The sequence below is a fragment of the Alphaproteobacteria bacterium genome, from assembly GCA_017308135.1.
Lineage (GTDB): Bacteria > Pseudomonadota > Alphaproteobacteria > CACIAM-22H2 > CACIAM-22H2 > Tagaea.
The window spans coordinates 597606-614846 of sequence record JAFKFM010000008.1 but is presented as its reverse complement, the minus strand read 5'-3'; the positions used below and the strand labels follow the sequence as shown (position 1 = coordinate 614846).

Genomic DNA, 17241 nt, shown 5'->3' with positions numbered 1-17241 from the left:
AGGGGAACGCAGGATGACCCGCGGCGGAGTTCCGTTCGTGGCGCCGATGCTGGCGCTGTCGATCGCGGGTTTCTTGGTACCCCTCGTCGTGCTAGCGGCGTTCAGCTTCAGCGATCCAGCGGGCGGCTTCGGCTTGGCGAACTACGCCAAGCTGTTCGCCGATCCGCTGGCGCTGCAAGTTTTGTTCGACACGCTGGCGCTGGGTTTCAAGGTCGTGGCGTCGACGACCTTGATCGGCCTGCCGATCATTCTGCTGTTCTGGCATGCGGGCCCGCGCGAGCGCAGCTTGATCGTCTTTCTGACGTTGCTGCCCATGCTGGTCAGCAACGTCGTGCGCACCTTCGCCTGGATCGTCATCCTCGGCCGCCAAGGGCCGGTCAGCCAAACGCTGGCGCAGCTTGGCTTCATTCCGGCACCGCGCAGCCTGTTGTTCAACGAGACGGCCATCGTCGTGGTGTTGAGCCAGATCGAATTGCCGTTGCTGTTGCTGCCGGTCATGGCGGTGCTGTCACGCACCGATCGCAGCTTGGTTTCGGCAGCCGAGACGCTGGGGGCGGGCCCTTGGCGAATTCTCGCGACCGTCATCCTCCCGTTGGCGGCCCCTGGCATTCTGGCGGGCTGGGTCTTGGTCTTCGCCAGCGCCACCACGTCCTACGTCACCCAGTCGGTGATCGGCGGGGCGCGGCATATCTATCTGCCGCAATATATCTATCGCGAAGTCGGCGTGCTGTTCCAATGGCCGTCGGCGGCGGCGATCGCCTTCGTGTTGCTGGCGACGACCGGAATCATCATGGCGGCGATGGCGATGCTGTCGCGCCACCCGAGGCTCGCGTCGCATGGCTAAAAGCGATCGCCTTTATCGCGCCGTCGTATTCGGCCTGGGCTGGCTCGCCGTCGCCTTCATGGTGGCACCGGTCGCCGTCGGCCTCGTCATGTCCTTCACCGCCGGGCAGACGCTGAAATTTCCGCCCGACGGTTTTTCGCTGCGCTGGTACACGGCCCTGTTCGACCCGGTTCGCTCGGCGCCGATCCATACTGCGATCTGGAACTCATTGCAGATCGCGGTGCTGACGGTGTTGGGCGCATTCCTGTTCGCGATGCCGGCGGCGTATGGCGCCACGCGCCTCAAAGGCAAAGTCTCGGCGATCGTCGAGCCGCTGATGTTGGCCCCGCTGGTGCTGCCCACGCTCGTCTACGGTCTCGCGGCGTTGATCGCGTTCAGCAATATCGGCTTGCGCCCGTCGCTGCCGCTGGTCGTGCTGGGGCATGTCGTGGTCTTCGGGCCATTGATGTATCGCGCCTGCATCGCCATCGCGCAGCGCCTCGACCCCAGTCTGGAGGAAGCCTCAACGCTGCTCGGCGTCGGCGCCTTCATGACTTTCTTGCGCATCACGCTGCCGCTGATGGTGCCGGGCATTCTGGCGGGCGCGTTCCTCGTGTTCATGCAGTCGCTCGACAACGTCTCCGTGTCGCTCTTCCTCGCCGACGCGCGGACCTCGGTCTTGCCGCTGCGTATGTTCGCGATGATCGAGGAGTCGCTCGACGTTCGCGTCGCTGCGATCTCCGGCGTGCTGATCGCCATCGTGTTCGTTGGCTTGTTCTTCGCCCGCCGCGTGCTTGAGCCATCGCGCCAAATTTGAAAACTCGACAATCCAGCTTGATCCAAGGAGCCGCTCCATGCCGATCGATGTCGCGAATGCGTCCATAGTTCCGGAACGCGCGCCGAATACCGAAGCTGCCCGGCCGATTCTTGCGCGCGATGGCGCCGTATTACTCGGAGGCATCGCGAGCGAGTCGGCGATCATCGATCTGGCGGCGACGCTATTCGGGCCGAACTTGGTCCGGATCGAACGGCAGTTCGAGACAACCAAGGATGTCGATGTGAAGGAGGGGGCGCGGATTGCGGCACTCTCGGCGGATGCGCGCGGGCGTAAACCGTACTTCTATGGCCCCTCGGAGCGAATGATCGCCCACAACGATGGGTTTCTATTCGCTGACCTAGCGCCCGACTACATGTTCTTGTGGTGCAAACGGCCTGCCCAGCCTGCTGGAGGCGAATCGTTTCTCATCGATGGCGGCGCGTTGGTCCGCCTGCTCGGCGACGATCCCGAAACGGCCGATCTTGCCCGATTTTGCTGGGACGTTGACATAGATCACTCCGATCCGTCGAGTCCGCAGCAACACGAGGCACCGATCGCCCGGCGGCTGCCGAACGGACGGCTTCAGATCCGCAACCATCACAACATCGCTGCGCGGCCTGGGGCCAGCGAGGATGCCGACGCACGCAGTATCGGACGTTGGCAGCAGGCGCTTCGCGATTCCCGGGATCGCGGTGCAATGTTTCAAATGGAGGCAGGCGACGCCATCTGTTTCGACAACTATCGAATGCTGCACGGCCGTGACTCGTTCGACGATCCGGGCCGGCAAGTCCACGCTTTTTGGGTATGGACGAAGGAGGCAATTGCCGTACCGAGCGGGACGCTCGATCTCGCCAACCCCGGCGCCGTGCTGTCGCGGTGAGCGCATCCTCAGCCGTCGCCGCGATCTCGGGCGTGCTCATCGGCGTCGTTTTCGTCGGTCTGTTTTTCGCCCGCCGCGTCCTCGAGCCGACGCGCGCTTCATAAAAAAAGTACCGGAAGGAACCCTTGTTATGACGATCATCACCAAATCGACGCGCCCCACCATCGAAGCTCTGATGGCCGATTTCGCGCCGAATTTCGACTTCGTGCCGCCGCCGCCGTTGCCCGTGGCGGAGTACGAGGAGCGTCTGCGCCGGGTGCGCCGCGAAGCGGTCGTCGCGGGGCACGATGCGATCGTCATCCATACCGGCATGGTCGGCTGGTTCCACGCGTCCAACGCATACTTGCGCTACATGATCGACTGGATGCGCGAAGGCGTGTTGATCATTCCGTGCGACAACGACAAGCCGCTGACGCTTCTGACCTTCTTCACCGAATCCGTGATCCTGCCGCCGGGCGGCGAGCCCGTGCTGGTCGACGATATCTGGCAGGTCGGCGCGATCGGCCGCGAATACGCCGATCGTCCCGGCACGTCGGACGAGAAGGCGGGCGAGGCGGCGGCCAAATTCCTGCTCGATCAGTTCGGGCCGAGCGCTCAGATCGGCCGCATCGGCGACGGCAAGTCGGTCAAGTTCTGGGCGCAGCTTCAGGAATTGATGCCCAAGACGAAATTCGTCGTCGAAAACGGCATCATCGATCGCATGCAGCGCGTGCGCTCGCCGCGCGAGATCGACATGTTCCGCGCCGCCGGCCAATTGATCGATATCGCCACGCAAGCCGCCTATCACGTGACCAAGCCCGGCGTCACCGACCACGAGATTTTCGGCGCCTTCACCTTCGCGCAGATGTCGCGCGGCGGTGAAACCGGCGACGGGTATCAGATCGGCATCAACGAGTTCGGCACGCATTGCGGCAAACCCTATGGTCATGTCGTGCGGCCCGGCGATCTGATCAATCTCTATATCTCGAACGTCACGTTCCGCGGCTACACCGCGCAGACCGCGCGCATGGTCGCGGTGGGCGAGATCACCAAGCATCAGGAGAAGGTGATCGCGGCTTGCGTCGAGGGCGTGAAGCGCGCGGAAAAGCTGATCAAGCCCGGCGCCTTGTTCCGCGACATCAACAATGCGGCGTTCGAGCCTTATATCGAGGCGGGGCTTTTGACGTCGCCGGAAGCGCGCACCATGCCCTATATCTGGGCGCCGGCGGATGACGGCAGTCCGCGCTTGGTGAAGCGGCAATATGTCCGCGACATCGATTGGGAAGCGCAAGGCCGCAAGCTGATGCATGTCTATCCCGCGCAATACGGGCCGCATAATCCCAATCTCGGCCACTCGATCGGCATGGCGGGGGCGGGGAACAGCTTCAACGTCTCGTCCCACAATTACGATCGCTTGGAGGAAGGCATGGTCTTCGTCCTGCATACGCAATGGATCGAGCCGTTGAACGCGGGCTGCAACGTGGGCGATCTCTACACCGTTACCAAAGACGGGTTCGAGAATTTGAGCCGCCACACGCCGCTCGATCTGCATCGCGCATAGGGGCGGGCGATGGACGATCTCAAGGACACGCGCAATCTCACGCACGCGGGCGGGCTCAAGGTTCTCCACGCGGCGATCGCGGCGGCGGAGAAGATCGGCCAGCCGATGTGCATCTGCGTCGTGGATCTCGGCGGCAATATCGTGGCAATGGCGCGGATGGACGGGTCGAAGGCGATCAGCGTGATCTCGGCCACCAACAAGGCGCGTACCGCCGCCTTGTCGGGCGAGCCGACCGGCGGGGCGCATGCGGACGTCGAGATCCAAATCGCGCTGGCGTCGGAGAACAAATGGACGAATCTGATCGGCGGTCTGCCGATCCGTGTGGGCGGCATCGTGGTCGGGGCCGTCGCGGCCGGATCGGGGACTGGGGCGCAGGACCTCGCCGTTGCGCGGGCGGGTGCCGCGGCGATCGACGGTGCGGATATGTTCGAGAATTTCGTGCCGATGGGGGCCGAGGACACGGGCATCGTGCGCGGCTCGCATCCGGACAAGGTCCGTGGCTGATTCCGCCGCCACGATCGCCGCGCATGTGCGCGCACGCCGGCTGAGTGCCGTCGAAAGCGCTTCGGCGACGCTCGAGGCGATTTCGTCGGCCGATTCCGAGATACATGCCTTCTGCACGGTCGATCCGGACGATGTGCTGGCGCAGGCGCGCGACGTCGATGACCGTATCGCGAAGGGCGATGCCTTGCCGCTGGCGGGCGTCCCCGTCGCGATCAAGGACTTAATTCTCACGAAGGGGCTTCGCACGACCTTCGCGTCGCCGCTCTATGCGCAATACGTCCCCGATATCGACGATGTCAGCGTCGCGCGATTGCGCGCGGCCGGTGCCATCGTGATCGGCAAGACCAACGCGTCGGAATTCGGGTATGGCCCCGTCGGACGTAACAAGCTGTTCACGACGACGCGCAATCCTTGGAATCCCGCCCTCACGACGGGCGGGTCGAGTGCCGGAACGGGTGCGGCGGTCGCCGCCGGCATGGTGCCGTTCGGCTTGGGCAGCGACGGCGGCGGCTCGATCCGCATTCCGGCCGCCCTTTGCGGTGTCGCGGGGATGAAAGCATCGTGGGGGCGCGTGCCGCTTTTCCCCGGATGCCGCGACGAATCGCAACCGGGCGCGTCGAGCTGGGAGTCGCTCGAACATATCGGCCCGCTGGCGGCTTGCGTCGCGGATCTCGCTTTATGCCTGTCCGTCGTCGGCGGGCCCACATCGGATGACAGGCATTCCCTGCCGCTCGAGCCCGGCGCGTTTTCGATCGCGCCGCCGGAAACGTTGCGGGGCTTGCGCATCGCCTATAGCGGAACGCTGGGTTTCGCGAAGGTCGAGCGCGATGTCGCGGAACGCTGCGCGACGGCGGCCATCAAATTCGCGCGCGACGTCGGCGCCACGCTGATCGAGGCCGATCCACCGGTGGGCGATACGCACGAAGCGTTCGACGCGCTGGTGGCGCTCGATACCGATCGCGATGGCCTCCGGCGGATGGCGGCGGCGCAAGACCATGTGTTCGACGGCGCGCTCGGCCGATTGTTGGCGCGCGACTGGACCGCCGGCGAATTCACCGCCGCGATCATGGCGCGCAAGAAGGTCGCCCGGACGATGGCGCGCTTCATGACTGGGTTCGACTTGTTGTTGACGCCGACGACCGCGTGCGCGGCCTATCCGCTCGAAGCGCCCGAGCCGAAAGGGTGGACGCCGTTCACGGCGCTCGCCAACCTGACCGGGCAACCGGCGGCGAGCGTTCCGGCAGGGCTCACCGGCGACGGCCGGCCCGTCGGCCTGCAAATCGTCGGGCGGCATCTCGCCGATGCCCAAGTATTGAGCGCTTGCGCGGCCTTCGAGGCGATCTTGCCTTGGGCGGCGCTTCGGCCAAAAATCGCCGCTGCGAATCGCGCATTGGGGGCGTCGCCGGTATGAGCAAGGCTGCAAAGGTCGAGAAGATTCCGGCGTCGCGCGATCTGCAGATCGGCGCGCGCGTGCGCCATGCGCGGATCCTCGCCGGCATTCGGATGCGCGAATTGGCCGAGCGGATCGGTTGCGCCGAAAGCTCGATTTCCAAGATCGAGAGCGGCCATGTCGTGCCGTCGCTGCCGATGTTGCAGCGTATCGTCGAGGCGCTGGGCCGCGATCTGTCGTCGTTCTTCGGCGCGGACCTCGATGCGCCCGCGATCATCCAGCGCGCCGGGCAGCGCGTGGTGGCGCTGACCGATCCGATCCGCGACGGGAAGGGCATCAAGTACGAACGCATGATCTCGTTCGCCACCGGCAATCTTCTCGAAGCGAATATCCATATCGTCGAGCCGGGCGGCGGGCGCGAGGATCGCGTGACCCATCAGGGCGAAACCTTCGGCTACGTGATCGAAGGGCAGATCGAGCTGACGATCGAGAATTCGCCCTACACACTGTCGGCGGGCGACTCCTTCTCATATAAAAATCATCTGACAAGCAGCTATCGCAATCCCGGCACGGTCGTTGCGCGGATGCTGTGGGTCAACACGCCGCAGGTTCATTAGCTGCGCGTGTCGTCCCACTTCGACCGAAGATCCGCTTGCTTTGAAGCGATGACGGCGCGGATCGGTAGCGCCGTGCTAAGCGCGCTTTCTCATCTTTTGTTGTTCTTCGTCCTGCCGGTGTCAGCGATCGCGTGAGTTATCCGAATCGCCAGAAATCGGATGGCATCGAATCGGCCTTGCCTCATGCAGCGAAGAATGTTTACCGGCGACTGCCGCCGTCATGCAAAAATATATTAAAAAATAATCTCAAAGATTGTCGTGCCCTCGATGAAGAAGATGAGTACTGGTGGCGCCGCACAGTACAGCGATGCAATTCCCCACAATGAATATTCGGGCGAATAGGGACCTCAGCGCCCGAGTTCGAGAACGCATGGGGCGCCAAAATGTCGGATGCGAAAACGTCGCCCATTGACGACCCACAATTCGATTTCAGCGCGATAGCGAACCAATTCCAGTTTTCAACTGGACAATTTTTTGTCTCAGGCCGCGCCTGATCAAGACAGGTCGAGAATTAGGTAACCGGAAACGCGGTTTTCGATTTTGGGCGCTCTTTGCCGTCGGCTTCTCCATCAATCGACAATCAGCGACGAGAGTTGGATGGCGTTTGAGGCCAAGATGCGATTAGCTCAATCGCGCCCTCCACCCCCCCCCCGGAGCAGGCCAGAGAGCCAGACAAATGGTGGAACGTCGCCGACTTCCCATCCCAGTCAAGGTCGCCGTCATCTATGGCGTGATCAGCATCATTTACATCGTTGGATCGGACTGGGTGGTTGAGGCGGAGATGTCGGTCGCGTGGCGGCCGAATATCCAGACATTGAAGGGCGTCACGTTCGTTCTGGTCACGGCTGCGATCATCGCTTTTCTGATCGGACACGAATTGCGCCGGCGCGATACCGCCGAACAGCGAATGCGGGAGGCCACCGAGATCGCCGCCGAAGAGCGAAACCTGTCCCACGCGTTGCATGAGTCCATGCCTGGAATTACGTACCTCTATGACGAGGACGGACACTTCCTGCGCTGGAATAAGAACTTTGAAGTCGTATCGGGTTATTCGGGGATCGAAATCATGCGCATGCATCCCCGCGACTTCTTCCCCGAGTCCGAATGGGGCGCCTTGAATGCACGCGTTCAGGATGTCTTCTCTTCGGGAGACTCATTCCTCGAGGCAAATTTCCAATCCAAGGACGGTACCCTAACTCCCTACTATTTCACCGGACGACGTACGGTCTACGACGGCAAGAACTGTCTCGTCGGGATGGGACTGGATATTTCCGCTCTCAGAAGCGCGCAGGAACGGCTGCGAGCCAGCGAACGTAAGCTGCTTGATCTGAACGAAGGTCTCGAAAGAATGGTGGCTGAGCGCACGCGCGAGCTTCAGATTGCGCTGCGCCGGGCGGAGGAATCGGACAACACCAAGTCCGCGTTTCTCGCCGCCATGTCCCATGAGTTGCGCACGCCGCTAAATTCCATCATCGGCTTTACCGGAATTTTGCGGCAAAAATTGGCGGGCCCTTTGACCGAGGAGCAGTCGAAGCAATTGGGCATGGTGCACGCCGCCGCACGTCACTTGCTAGCCCTGATCAACGACGTGCTCGACATTTCCAAGATCGAGGCGGGCGAGGTGACGGTCCAGCCGTCGAAATTCGATCTGAACGAGGTCGTCGATAAGATCGGCGCTATGATCCAACCGCTGGCCGACCGGAGGGGACTTCGTCTTTTGGTCGATTTCAGGCTTGCCGACGGGAAGATGACGACGGATCAGCGACGCCTTGAGCAGATGCTGCTGAACTTGATGAACAATGCGGTAAAGTTCACCGACACGGGCAGCGTCTCTCTCGTCGTCGATTCAGTTCCGGGGGAACTGCAGCGGGACCTTGTGCGCCTGCGCGTTATCGATACCGGCATTGGAATAAAGGCGGAAAACGTGCCCCTGCTGTTCCAGCCTTTTCGCCAGGTCGACACCGGCCTCGCGCGCAGCCATGAGGGCACGGGCCTTGGCTTGGCCATTTGCCGTCGTCTGTCCGAAATTCTTGGGGGGAACGTGGAGGTTGAAAGCGTCTGGGGGCAGGGCAGTACCTTCACGCTGATACTTCCGCGTTCGTGCGCCACGGCCCGGACATGAGCTATACGGCTTTGCTGATCGAGGATAACGAGCAGAATCGCTATCTCGCCACCTTCCTTTTGGAAAAGGGCGGATACAAGGTCGTTTCGGTATCGGATGGTGTCGCCGCCTTGCCGCTCGCGCGGTCGCTGCGGCCCGATATCATTTTGTTGGATATCCAGTTGCCGTTAATGAGCGGTCACGATGTCGCGCGCCTGCTGCGCGGCGAAGAAGGCCTGCGAGCCGTTCCTATCATCGCGGTTACCTCCTACGCGATGCCGGGTGACCGGGAAAAGGCGCTGGCTGCAGGTTGCGACGGCTATATTGAGAAGCCGATCGATCCCGACACCTTTGTTGCGGAGGTTTCAAAATTTCTAACGTCGCCCCGTTGAATATCAGAATCCTGGTCGTCGATGATCGCGAGGATAACAGGTACTTCCTGCAATCCTTGCTGGGCGCCCATGGCTATACGGTCGAGGCGGCAAGCGACGGCATCGAGGCACTGGAGCGTGCCCATGCAGCACCCCCGGCATTGATCGTCTCCGACCTTCTGATGCCGCGCATGGACGGCTACGCGTTGCTGCAAGTTTGGAAGTCGGACGAGCAATTGCGCGATATCCCGTTCATTGTCTACACCGCGACTTATACGTCGCCGCAGGATGAGCAACTGGCGCGCCGCTTGGGCGCCGATTCTTTTCTTATCAAGCCGATGGAGCCGGATGCGTTGCTCGCGAGCGTACGCGAGGTTCTCGCCCGGCCGGCACGGACGGGGGAACCCGTTGCGGGCGAACGTGCCGATAATGCGAATTCGCTGTTCGCCCAATACAGCAAGCGGCTGGTCGGAAAGCTCGAGCAGAAGATGAGCGAGCTTGAGGCGGCGAACGCGGCGCTGCGCACGGAGATCGCGGAACGCAGCCGGCTCGAAACCATCCAGCGCGCCATTCTTGATGCATTGCATGCCAACATCGCCTTGCTGGACGAGACGGGACGGATTGTCGATGTCAACGAAGCCTGGCGCCGGTTTGGCCGCGAGAACGATCTGCGGCTGACCGACAGCGGGGTGGGCGAAAACTATCTCGCACATTGCGAACGATTGGGGCGAGCAGGAAAGTCGCCGGGATCGGCCATAGCCAAAGGAATCCGAGCGGTCATCGCCGGAGAGCTACCTCGCTTTACGACCGAATATCCATGCCATTCCCCGACCGAGAAACGCTGGTTTGGGCTTGCCGTCACGGCGACCGGCGGCGAAGGGCGGCGCGGCGCGGTGGTTATGCACTACGATATCAGCGAGCGCGTCCGCGCCCAGTATCTGGCGGAGGATCTGGGCAAGCGTCTGGAGCGGCTCATCGATCAGGCCAGCGTGGGAATTCTGGTGCATCGGCGGTTCCGGCCGGTGCTCGCCAATCAACATTTGGCGAAGTCGCTCGGTTATGAAAGCCCCGACGACATTTTGCGCGCCGAGAGTTGCATTCATCTGTTCGCGGAGGAGGAATGGCCGCGCATCGAACAGATGAATAGCGCGCGGCTGCGCGGCGAGGATGTGCCGAGTTTTTACCTGATCAAAGCGCGGCATCGTAACGGCGCCACGATGATCATGGAGAACCGCGCGTTCGTGATCGATTGGGCCGGCGAGCCTGCGGTATGCGCCATGCTGTTGGATGTGACGCAGCGGGTCAATATGGAGAAGGCGCTGCAGCAGTCCGAGCGCCTCAATTCGATCGGTAAGTTGACGGGCGGAATCGCGCACGACTTCAATAATCTGCTGACAGTTATTCTTGGGAACGCGGAGCTTCTGTCGGAGGAGCTTGCGGGGAATGAGCGGCTGTCGCAGTTGGCGAAGATGTCCGGCGATGCGGCATCGCGCGGCGCCGACCTGACCCAACGGCTGCTGGCGTTTTCACGGCGGCAAGCGTTGGCGCCGGCGATCGTGGACGTAGCGGCGCTGACTGAAGGAATGCGGGATCTGTTGCGTCGAACGCTGACGGCATCGATCGAGATGCGCTTCATCCTGCCGCAAGGTCTATGGCCCGCCTTCGCCGACCCGGCGCAGATCGAATCGGCGTTGCTGAACCTAGCGATTAACGCGCGGGACGCGATGCCGGAAGGGGGGCGGCTGACGGTCGAGGCGAGCAACGCTTGGCTGGGTGCGGACTACGCGACACTGCATCCCGACGTAACGCCGGGGGCCTATGTGATGCTCGGGGTGACCGACACGGGGACGGGCATCGCGCCGGCCGACATCGAAAAGGTGTTCGAGCCGTTTTTCACGACGAAGGCGCCGGGCAAGGGCACGGGGCTCGGGTTGAGCATGGTATACGGCTTCGCCAAACAGTCGGGCGGCCACGTGACGATTTACTCGGAGGTCGGGCGGGGCACGTCGGTAAAACTATATCTGCCGCGCGCGACGATCGAAGGCGCGCCGGCGGCGGAGAGCGTCGCGGATAACCAAGTGACGCGGGGCGCAGAGACAATCCTGGTCGTGGAAGACGATGATTTGGTGCGTAGCCATGTCGAGGGCTTGCTAAGCTCGCTCGGCTACCGGGTAGTGACCGCGAATAGCGGTCCTGTCGCACTGATGTTGCTGCGGGAAGGTATCGCCGTAGACCTTCTGTTCACCGACATGGTCATGCCCGGGGGGATGAACGGCAAGCAATTGGCGGATGAAGCGCAGATGCAGCGACCGGGGCTGAAGGTGCTTTTCACCTCGGGCTACACGCAGGATGCCATCGTGCATCAGGGGCGCCTCGACCCCGGCGTCCACCTGCTGAGCAAGCCTTATCGCCGCGCGGATCTCGCCAAAATGATCCGACACGTCATCGACAAGACTTGAGCGTCAACGACGGCGCGCCGCGCCTTCGATCTCGATTGAGAAGAAAAAGACGACGCGCCTTCGACCGCTTCGCGGACGCAAAAACGATTCACAACATCTCGGTGTGTAAATCTTCGAGCGCGGCAAGCGGTTAATCGCGAACAACAGAAAGAAATAGGCATTCGGGCACGAGAAGCGCACCATCGAATAAGGACATATCTTTGGCCGCGAGACACACCGGCTGGATCGGTAGATCAAATCCGCGCTTAAGAAGGCGACTGGCAAAATGATCAATCTCAAAAGAGAATCGGCCGAAGCATTCGATGTCCTGTCGAATCCGGTTTGGATTTTTTCGCCAGCGACATTGAAGATCTTGCAGGCCAATCGTGCCGCACAGTCATGGCTCGGCCATGATGCCGAAGCGTTGGCGCGCATGACAATTGCGGATATTCGCCTCCGTTCCGAACATGAGCGCCTCAAAGAGGCGATCCGAAATTTCAAGGGTATCGCGGGAGATGCCGGCGTATGGACGATCGTCAAGCGATCGGGGGATCGCGTGGCCGCCTCTTTTCATTGGCACCGCGTCATGCTCGACGGAATCGAGGCGATCGCTGCAAGCGTTCGGGACGTGACGCAGGAAATCAAAATAAGCTCCGAATCTTCCGAATTAAAAGAGCAAGTCGCGGCCTTGCGGAAGGAGATCACGTTATCGCGAGAGCATCTTGCGATGCTGTTCGATGCGCTTCCCGAAAAGATGCTGGTATTGACGCCGAACGATTACAGGATCGTTGCGGCGACGGATGCATACGCGCAATCGGTCATGCAGAAGCGTCAAAGCTTAGTGGGGCGAAGGGTTTTCGATATCTTTCCCGATGATCCGGCAGATTCCGAAGCGACCGGGGCCGTGAATCTCGCGGTCTCGCTGAAGCGGGCGGAAACGCTGGGCGTTACGGATGTAATGCCGGTGCAGCGCTATCCGATCAGGCGGTCAGGCGGAGAATTCGAAGAGCGATTTTGGCTTCCGCGGAACAAGCCGATTCTCGATGAGAATGGCGTCGTCGTCTTTATCGTGCATCGTGTTGAAGACGTCACGAGCGTGCTCAAATCCGGCCGGAATCTCGACGGCATCGATGCGGATCGGGACCTTCTTTTCAGGGAGATGAGCGTCACGTTAGCGGCGCTGCAGCGGCAAGAAGCGCGAATTCTCACGGCGGAAAAACTCATGGACATGGGGACATGGGAGCTCCGGCTTGGAGATGGCGCCTTGAGTTGGTCGGGGAAGGTATTTGATATCTATGGCGTCCGCCAAGATCGCCGCCGAACGAAATTTGCCGACTATGTGGCGCTGGTTCATCCGGACGATCGTCAGACCATGCTGGCGAAGTACGGCGAGTTCATTCAGAAAGAACTGCCGCATCTCGAGTTTCAACATCGAATGATCAGGCCCGACGGCGGCGTTGTCCATGTTAGGGGAGTCGGCGTACGCCAGCGGGTCGAAGATCAAGACTTGGTTATCGGCGTCGTGCAGGACATTACCCGTTTTGTCGAAATCGATCAGAAACTCGCCAAAGCCACGCGGCTCCAGGCGATGGCGGGCGAGATCGCGAAACTCGGGAGTTGGAGCTTCGACCTCAAGGAAAACTCGATCGAGTGGAGCGCGGAAACCGCGGCGATCCACGAAAAGCCCGTCGGCTTCTCGCCGTCCGTCGAGCAGGGCATCGAATTCTATGTGCCCGAGCATCGGGAGCGAATCAGAAAAGCGGTCAGTCTCTGCGTGGAGAATGGCGCGCCGTTCGACGAGATTTTGCAAATCGTGACCGCCAAAGGAAAGAAAATTTGGGTCCGCGCGATAGGGGAGGCGGTGCGGGCGGACGATGGAAGCGTCGTGGCGCTGCAAGGCGCGTTTCAGGATATCTCGGACCTGATCGCGGCGCGGGATGCGGCGAGCGCCTTGTCGATCAAGCTAACGCAGACCCTCGATCACATCAGCGACGCCTTCATCTTGCTCGACGACAATTGGAACTTCGACTTTCTCAACGAGAAGGCCGAGCAGTTGTTGATGCGAGATCGTAGAAGTCTCCTGTCGAAGAATGTTTGGCAGGAATTTCCCGAAGCGGTGGGCAGCAAATTCGAATTGAATTACCGATTTGCGGTCGATCACGCCGAAACGGTTCAATTTCAGGAATTTTTCGACCCGCTCGGGAAGTGGTTCGACGTGAGCGCTTATCCCACACCGGACGGCCTTGCCGTTTACTTCCGCGATATCACGATTCAGCGGGCGAACGACGAACAGCTTCGGCTACTGGAAGCCGCCGTCGCCCGCCAGACCGATATCCTGATGATCACGGAGGCGGAGCCGATCGACGGGCCATCCGGCCCGAAGATCATTTACGTCAACGATGCTTTCGAACGCCGTACCGGTTACGCCAGAGAGGAGGTTCTGGGCCGTACTCCGCGCATTCTACAGGGTCCGAACACCCAGCGCAGCGAGCTCGATCGCATACGCCGCTCCCTGGAACGGTGGGAGCCGGTTCGCGGAGAGCTGATCAACTATACGAAATCCGGCGAGGAGTTTTGGTTGGAGCTGGACATCGTTCCGGTCGCCGATCCCACCGGCTGGTTCACGCATTGGGTCGCCGTCGAGCGCGATGTGACGGAGCGCCGTCGCGCGGAGAAAGCCCTGCGCGATACGGAGGAGCGCTTTCGGCTGCTCGCGCGCGCGACCAACGACGTCGTCTGGGATTGGAATTTGGAGACGGACGAACTGTGGTGGAACGACAACTTGCGTACCGTCTTCGGGCGAAGCCCGGAGGATGTTTCCCGCACGTCCTCCGCCTGGTCGGAGTTCATACATCCGGAGGATAAGGATCGGATACTCGGCGACGTCGCGCGTTTCATTTCCGGCTCGGAGAGCTTTTGGAAAGACGAGTATCGCTTCTTGCATTCCGACGGACGCACGCTGACCGTCATCGATCGCGCGTTCACGATCCGCGATGCGCAAGGCCGGGCGACCAGAATGCTCGGCAGTATGATCGACATCTCCCAGCATCGGGAAACGGAAGACCGGCTTCGGCAAGCGCAGAAACTCGAAGCCGTCGGGCAGTTGACCGGCGGTATCGCGCATGATTTCAACAATCTTTTGACGGTCATTCTAGGGAACAGCGAGTTCTTGCGCGAAGAGTTGACCGACAAACCGCAACTCAAGCAGCTCGCCGAAATGACGCTTACCGCCGCCGCACGAGGTGCGGAGTTGACGAGCCGATTGCTGGCGTTTTCACGGCAACAAGCTTTAAGTCCAAAGGTGATTGACCTAGGCGTCGTGGTGCGGAACATGGAAACGCTTCTGCGGCGAACCTTGCCGGAGAGCGTCGTGATCGTGTTTCCGGAAGTCGTCGGGCCGTTGCGCGCGGAAGTCGATCCGGGGCAGCTCGAGACGGCGATCCTTAACCTGGCCATCAATGCGCGCGATGCGATGCCGCGCGGCGGACATATAACGATCGAAGTGATGAACGCCATACTGGACGATGAGTATGGCGCGCGGGAGCGCGACGTCGAGCCAGGTCATTATGTTATGGTCGCGGTGAGCGATACGGGCACCGGCATGCCTCCCGAAATAATCGATCGGGTCTTCGAACCGTTTTTCACGACGAAGGAAGTCGGGCGCGGGTCCGGTTTGGGCCTGAGCATGGTGTACGGTTTCGTCAAGCAATCCGGCGGTCACATCAAGGTCTACTCGGAGGTCGGCGTAGGAAGCACGTTCAAGCTCTATTTTCCGCGCGTCGATGCGCCGGCCCAAGACATGGAGTCCGAATCTCGGAGCAAGCGTGTGCCGAGAGGCCGGGAGACGATACTCGTCGTTGAGGACGATCCGCTTGTCCGGAAGCACGTCGTAAGTTCGCTCAAAAATTTGGGATATGACGTATTGGAAGCTGAGAACGGCGCCGATGCCCTTGCCCAAATCGAGAAGAATGAAATGATCGATCTTATTTTTACGGATGTCGTCATGCCGGGGCAGATGGGGGGACGAGACCTTGCCGAAGCGGCAAAAAAACGCCGGCCCGATCTTAAAGTTCTTTTCACTTCGGGTTATACGGAGAATTCCATCGTCCATAACGGCAGGTTGGACTCAGGCGTCGAGTTGTTGAGCAAGCCATATCGGCGCGATCAATTGGCGACGAAAGTCAGAAAGGTCCTGGACTCTTAGCTCCGGTCGTATCCGCCGGAGGCCATATCGCCGGCTTGATCAGAACTTCAATCTTCGTCCGGATATCACTTGCGTCCCCTCGACGATGTCCATCGGCGGAGATGAACGGCCGTTGCGGCGACGGATACGTAAAAGCCTTAAGCGTCAAGCGCCCAGGCTCGCTAGCGATATATCTCGTCGATCTCGAAGCGGCGCATCGCGCCGGGAAGCTCGGATGGCTTCGCGACCGCGGGCCCGTCGATATAGTCGATGCCGGCGGCCAAAGCCGCAAGCACCTGTGCGCGACTTGGCACGCCGCGGATATAGCTCCTCAGGCCGAACTTTGTGCATTGTTCGGCAAATTCATTTATGTGCCGGATTTTTTCTTCTTCGGTCCCGCCGGTGTTCAATGAAAATCCCGCCGCGAAGGCGCCGCTTGCGGCGATCGCGGCGCATCTGCGGAAATCCGGCGGAACGCGAATGAAAATCGCGCGGCAATATGTCCGCAGATTGATGATGACCTCGACCAAGCGGCTTTGCGGCACGCCGATCGGAAGATGATTTATTTCGAGTATCAACAGCTTGCGAATCGGCTCTGGAATCTCTTGGCAGATCGCCAGGTAATCGTGACGGGTTTGGCGGGTGGCGATCGTCTCGAAATCAATCGACCAGCACAGCATCATTCTCGATCCATGCGACAGCGCCTCCGTCAAACCCGACAGCGCGCTACGCGTGACGAACGAATCGAACTCGAGCGTGCTGACGACGCTCGCAAATTCTTGGCGGACTTCGTCGTCCCGAAGGCTCCTTCCAAACACGCTGACCGCCGTCGTCGACGCGAAGTAGGTGGTGATGGCTTTCTGTTTCAAGCTCCACATCGGCCGATAGTCGATGCGGATCAGGGAAAGCGCTTTCGCCTTATCGATTCGAGCTATCGAAAAGTCCGGGGTTGGCGGTTGGGGAAGCGGGGGCGCGGGTTGTGTTTGCGCCGTCGTCGAGGGCTCGGACGTGCTTGCGCTCGATGGAGCGCCGGCGCCCTCGAGGCGGGAAATCAGATCCGACTTGTTCAAAGCCGAAAAAACGAGCGAGCCGTCGCTCTCGAAAACACCTGTTTCGACTTGCGTCGCCGACGCGTCGAAATCCTCACCCAAAAGCCGTTGCCCGATTTCCTCCGCGATCCGCAGACACTTTACCTGAGCCTGCTCGCGGCTGAGATTGGCGAAGACGATCAAAAACCGCAATTCATCGTAACGGACATAGATATCGTCGGCGGAAAGCGACCTTCGAATGCAGTGATTGGCGATAACTTGCGCTTTTTCGGCGTTTCGCGGCCAATCGGGTCCAAGGCGATCGCGTATTTTTTCGAGACCAACAAGCTGAATTTTGCCCGATAGGATACTGCGCTGTTCGCCATGAATTTGGTTAAGGCGCTTGAGAAAATCAGCCCCCAGGGCCGGATTGGATGATGCGTTTTCTTTCTGGAGTGAAGGCTGTTCCTGCGCCGCATTCTGTGAATGAGAGTCAGTTCGGAATCCCAGCACGCGTTTCAAACTTTGCAGGAGTCCGCCATTCATCCG

The 17241-nt window shown here is 60.7% G+C and carries 12 protein-coding genes; 11 read left to right on the top strand and 1 reads right to left on the bottom strand.

All coding sequences use genetic code 11. The features are described 5' to 3' along the window. The first annotated feature begins 13 nt into the window (after positions 1-13). The 11 genes from J0H39_11210 (at position 14) to J0H39_11160 (ending at position 15685) form a co-directional block, all read left to right on the top strand. Positions 14-844 carry an ABC transporter permease gene (locus J0H39_11210; GenBank protein ID MBN9497311.1) on the top strand — a complete coding sequence of 277 codons (831 nt, stop codon included), beginning with the start codon at positions 14-16 and terminating at the stop codon, positions 842-844. Further along, a complete protein-coding gene (locus tag J0H39_11205) occupies positions 837-1640 on the top strand; it encodes an ABC transporter permease (GenBank protein MBN9497310.1) in 804 nt (267 codons plus the stop codon). Before J0H39_11210 ends, J0H39_11205 begins: the two co-directional genes overlap by 8 nt. 37 nt (positions 1641-1677) lie before the next feature. Further along, the gene (locus J0H39_11200) at positions 1678-2520 is read left to right on the top strand and encodes a TauD/TfdA family dioxygenase (protein ID MBN9497309.1); all 843 of its coding nucleotides are present in this window, start codon (positions 1678-1680) and stop codon (positions 2518-2520) included. A 130-nt stretch (positions 2521-2650) separates the two neighbouring features. Further along, positions 2651-4060: an aminopeptidase P family protein gene (locus J0H39_11195; GenBank protein ID MBN9497308.1), complete on the top strand. Its 1410-nt coding sequence runs from the start codon at positions 2651-2653 to the stop codon at positions 4058-4060. Positions 4061-4069: 9 nt separating this feature from the next. Continuing rightward, a complete protein-coding gene (locus J0H39_11190) occupies positions 4070-4564 on the top strand; it encodes a heme-binding protein (protein MBN9497307.1) in 495 nt (164 codons plus the stop codon). Further along, positions 4557-5975 (top strand): amidase, encoded by a 1419-nt coding sequence (locus J0H39_11185; protein MBN9497306.1) that lies wholly within the window; start codon positions 4557-4559, stop codon positions 5973-5975. The genes J0H39_11190 and J0H39_11185 overlap by 8 nt, the downstream gene beginning before the upstream one ends. After that, positions 5972-6571: a cupin domain-containing protein gene (locus J0H39_11180; protein ID MBN9497305.1), complete on the top strand. Its 600-nt coding sequence runs from the start codon at positions 5972-5974 to the stop codon at positions 6569-6571. The genes J0H39_11185 and J0H39_11180 overlap by 4 nt, the downstream gene beginning before the upstream one ends. A gap of 676 nt (positions 6572-7247) precedes the next feature. Next, positions 7248-8693: a PAS domain S-box protein gene (locus J0H39_11175; protein MBN9497304.1), complete on the top strand. Its 1446-nt coding sequence runs from the start codon at positions 7248-7250 to the stop codon at positions 8691-8693. Continuing rightward, positions 8690-9064 carry a response regulator gene (locus J0H39_11170; protein ID MBN9497303.1) on the top strand — a complete coding sequence of 125 codons (375 nt, stop codon included), beginning with the start codon at positions 8690-8692 and terminating at the stop codon, positions 9062-9064. The genes J0H39_11175 and J0H39_11170 overlap by 4 nt, the downstream gene beginning before the upstream one ends. Then, positions 9061-11502: a response regulator gene (locus J0H39_11165; protein MBN9497302.1), complete on the top strand. Its 2442-nt coding sequence runs from the start codon at positions 9061-9063 to the stop codon at positions 11500-11502. Before J0H39_11170 ends, J0H39_11165 begins: the two co-directional genes overlap by 4 nt. Before the next feature lie 265 nt (positions 11503-11767). Continuing rightward, the gene (locus tag J0H39_11160) at positions 11768-15685 is read left to right on the top strand and encodes a PAS domain S-box protein (GenBank protein ID MBN9497301.1); all 3918 of its coding nucleotides are present in this window, start codon (positions 11768-11770) and stop codon (positions 15683-15685) included. 161 nt (positions 15686-15846) lie between these two features. On the opposite strand, the gene J0H39_11155 is transcribed toward J0H39_11160, so the two are convergent. Then, positions 15847-17238, bottom strand: a complete 1392-nt coding sequence (locus tag J0H39_11155; protein ID MBN9497300.1) for a hypothetical protein — start codon at positions 17236-17238, stop codon at positions 15847-15849. Between the last annotated feature and the right edge of the window lie 3 nt (positions 17239-17241).

What these genes read in the sequence shown, in the direction of transcription:
- J0H39_11210 (MBN9497311.1), top strand. Translation starts at nt 14, where the DNA reads ATGACCCGCGGCGGAGTTCCGTTCGTGGCGCCGATGCTGGCGCTGTCG.
- J0H39_11205 (MBN9497310.1), top strand. Translation starts at nt 837, where the DNA reads ATGGCTAAAAGCGATCGCCTTTATCGCGCCGTCGTATTCGGCCTGGGC.
- J0H39_11200 (MBN9497309.1), top strand. Translation starts at nt 1,678, where the DNA reads ATGCCGATCGATGTCGCGAATGCGTCCATAGTTCCGGAACGCGCGCCG.
- J0H39_11195 (MBN9497308.1), top strand. Translation starts at nt 2,651, where the DNA reads ATGACGATCATCACCAAATCGACGCGCCCCACCATCGAAGCTCTGATG.
- J0H39_11190 (MBN9497307.1), top strand. Translation starts at nt 4,070, where the DNA reads ATGGACGATCTCAAGGACACGCGCAATCTCACGCACGCGGGCGGGCTC.
- J0H39_11180 (MBN9497305.1), top strand. Translation starts at nt 5,972, where the DNA reads ATGAGCAAGGCTGCAAAGGTCGAGAAGATTCCGGCGTCGCGCGATCTG.
- J0H39_11175 (MBN9497304.1), top strand. Translation starts at nt 7,248, where the DNA reads ATGGTGGAACGTCGCCGACTTCCCATCCCAGTCAAGGTCGCCGTCATC.
- J0H39_11170 (MBN9497303.1), top strand. Translation starts at nt 8,690, where the DNA reads ATGAGCTATACGGCTTTGCTGATCGAGGATAACGAGCAGAATCGCTAT.
- J0H39_11160 (MBN9497301.1), top strand. Translation starts at nt 11,768, where the DNA reads ATGATCAATCTCAAAAGAGAATCGGCCGAAGCATTCGATGTCCTGTCG.
- J0H39_11155 (MBN9497300.1), bottom strand. Translation starts at nt 17,238, where the DNA reads ATGAATGGCGGACTCCTGCAAAGTTTGAAACGCGTGCTGGGATTCCGA.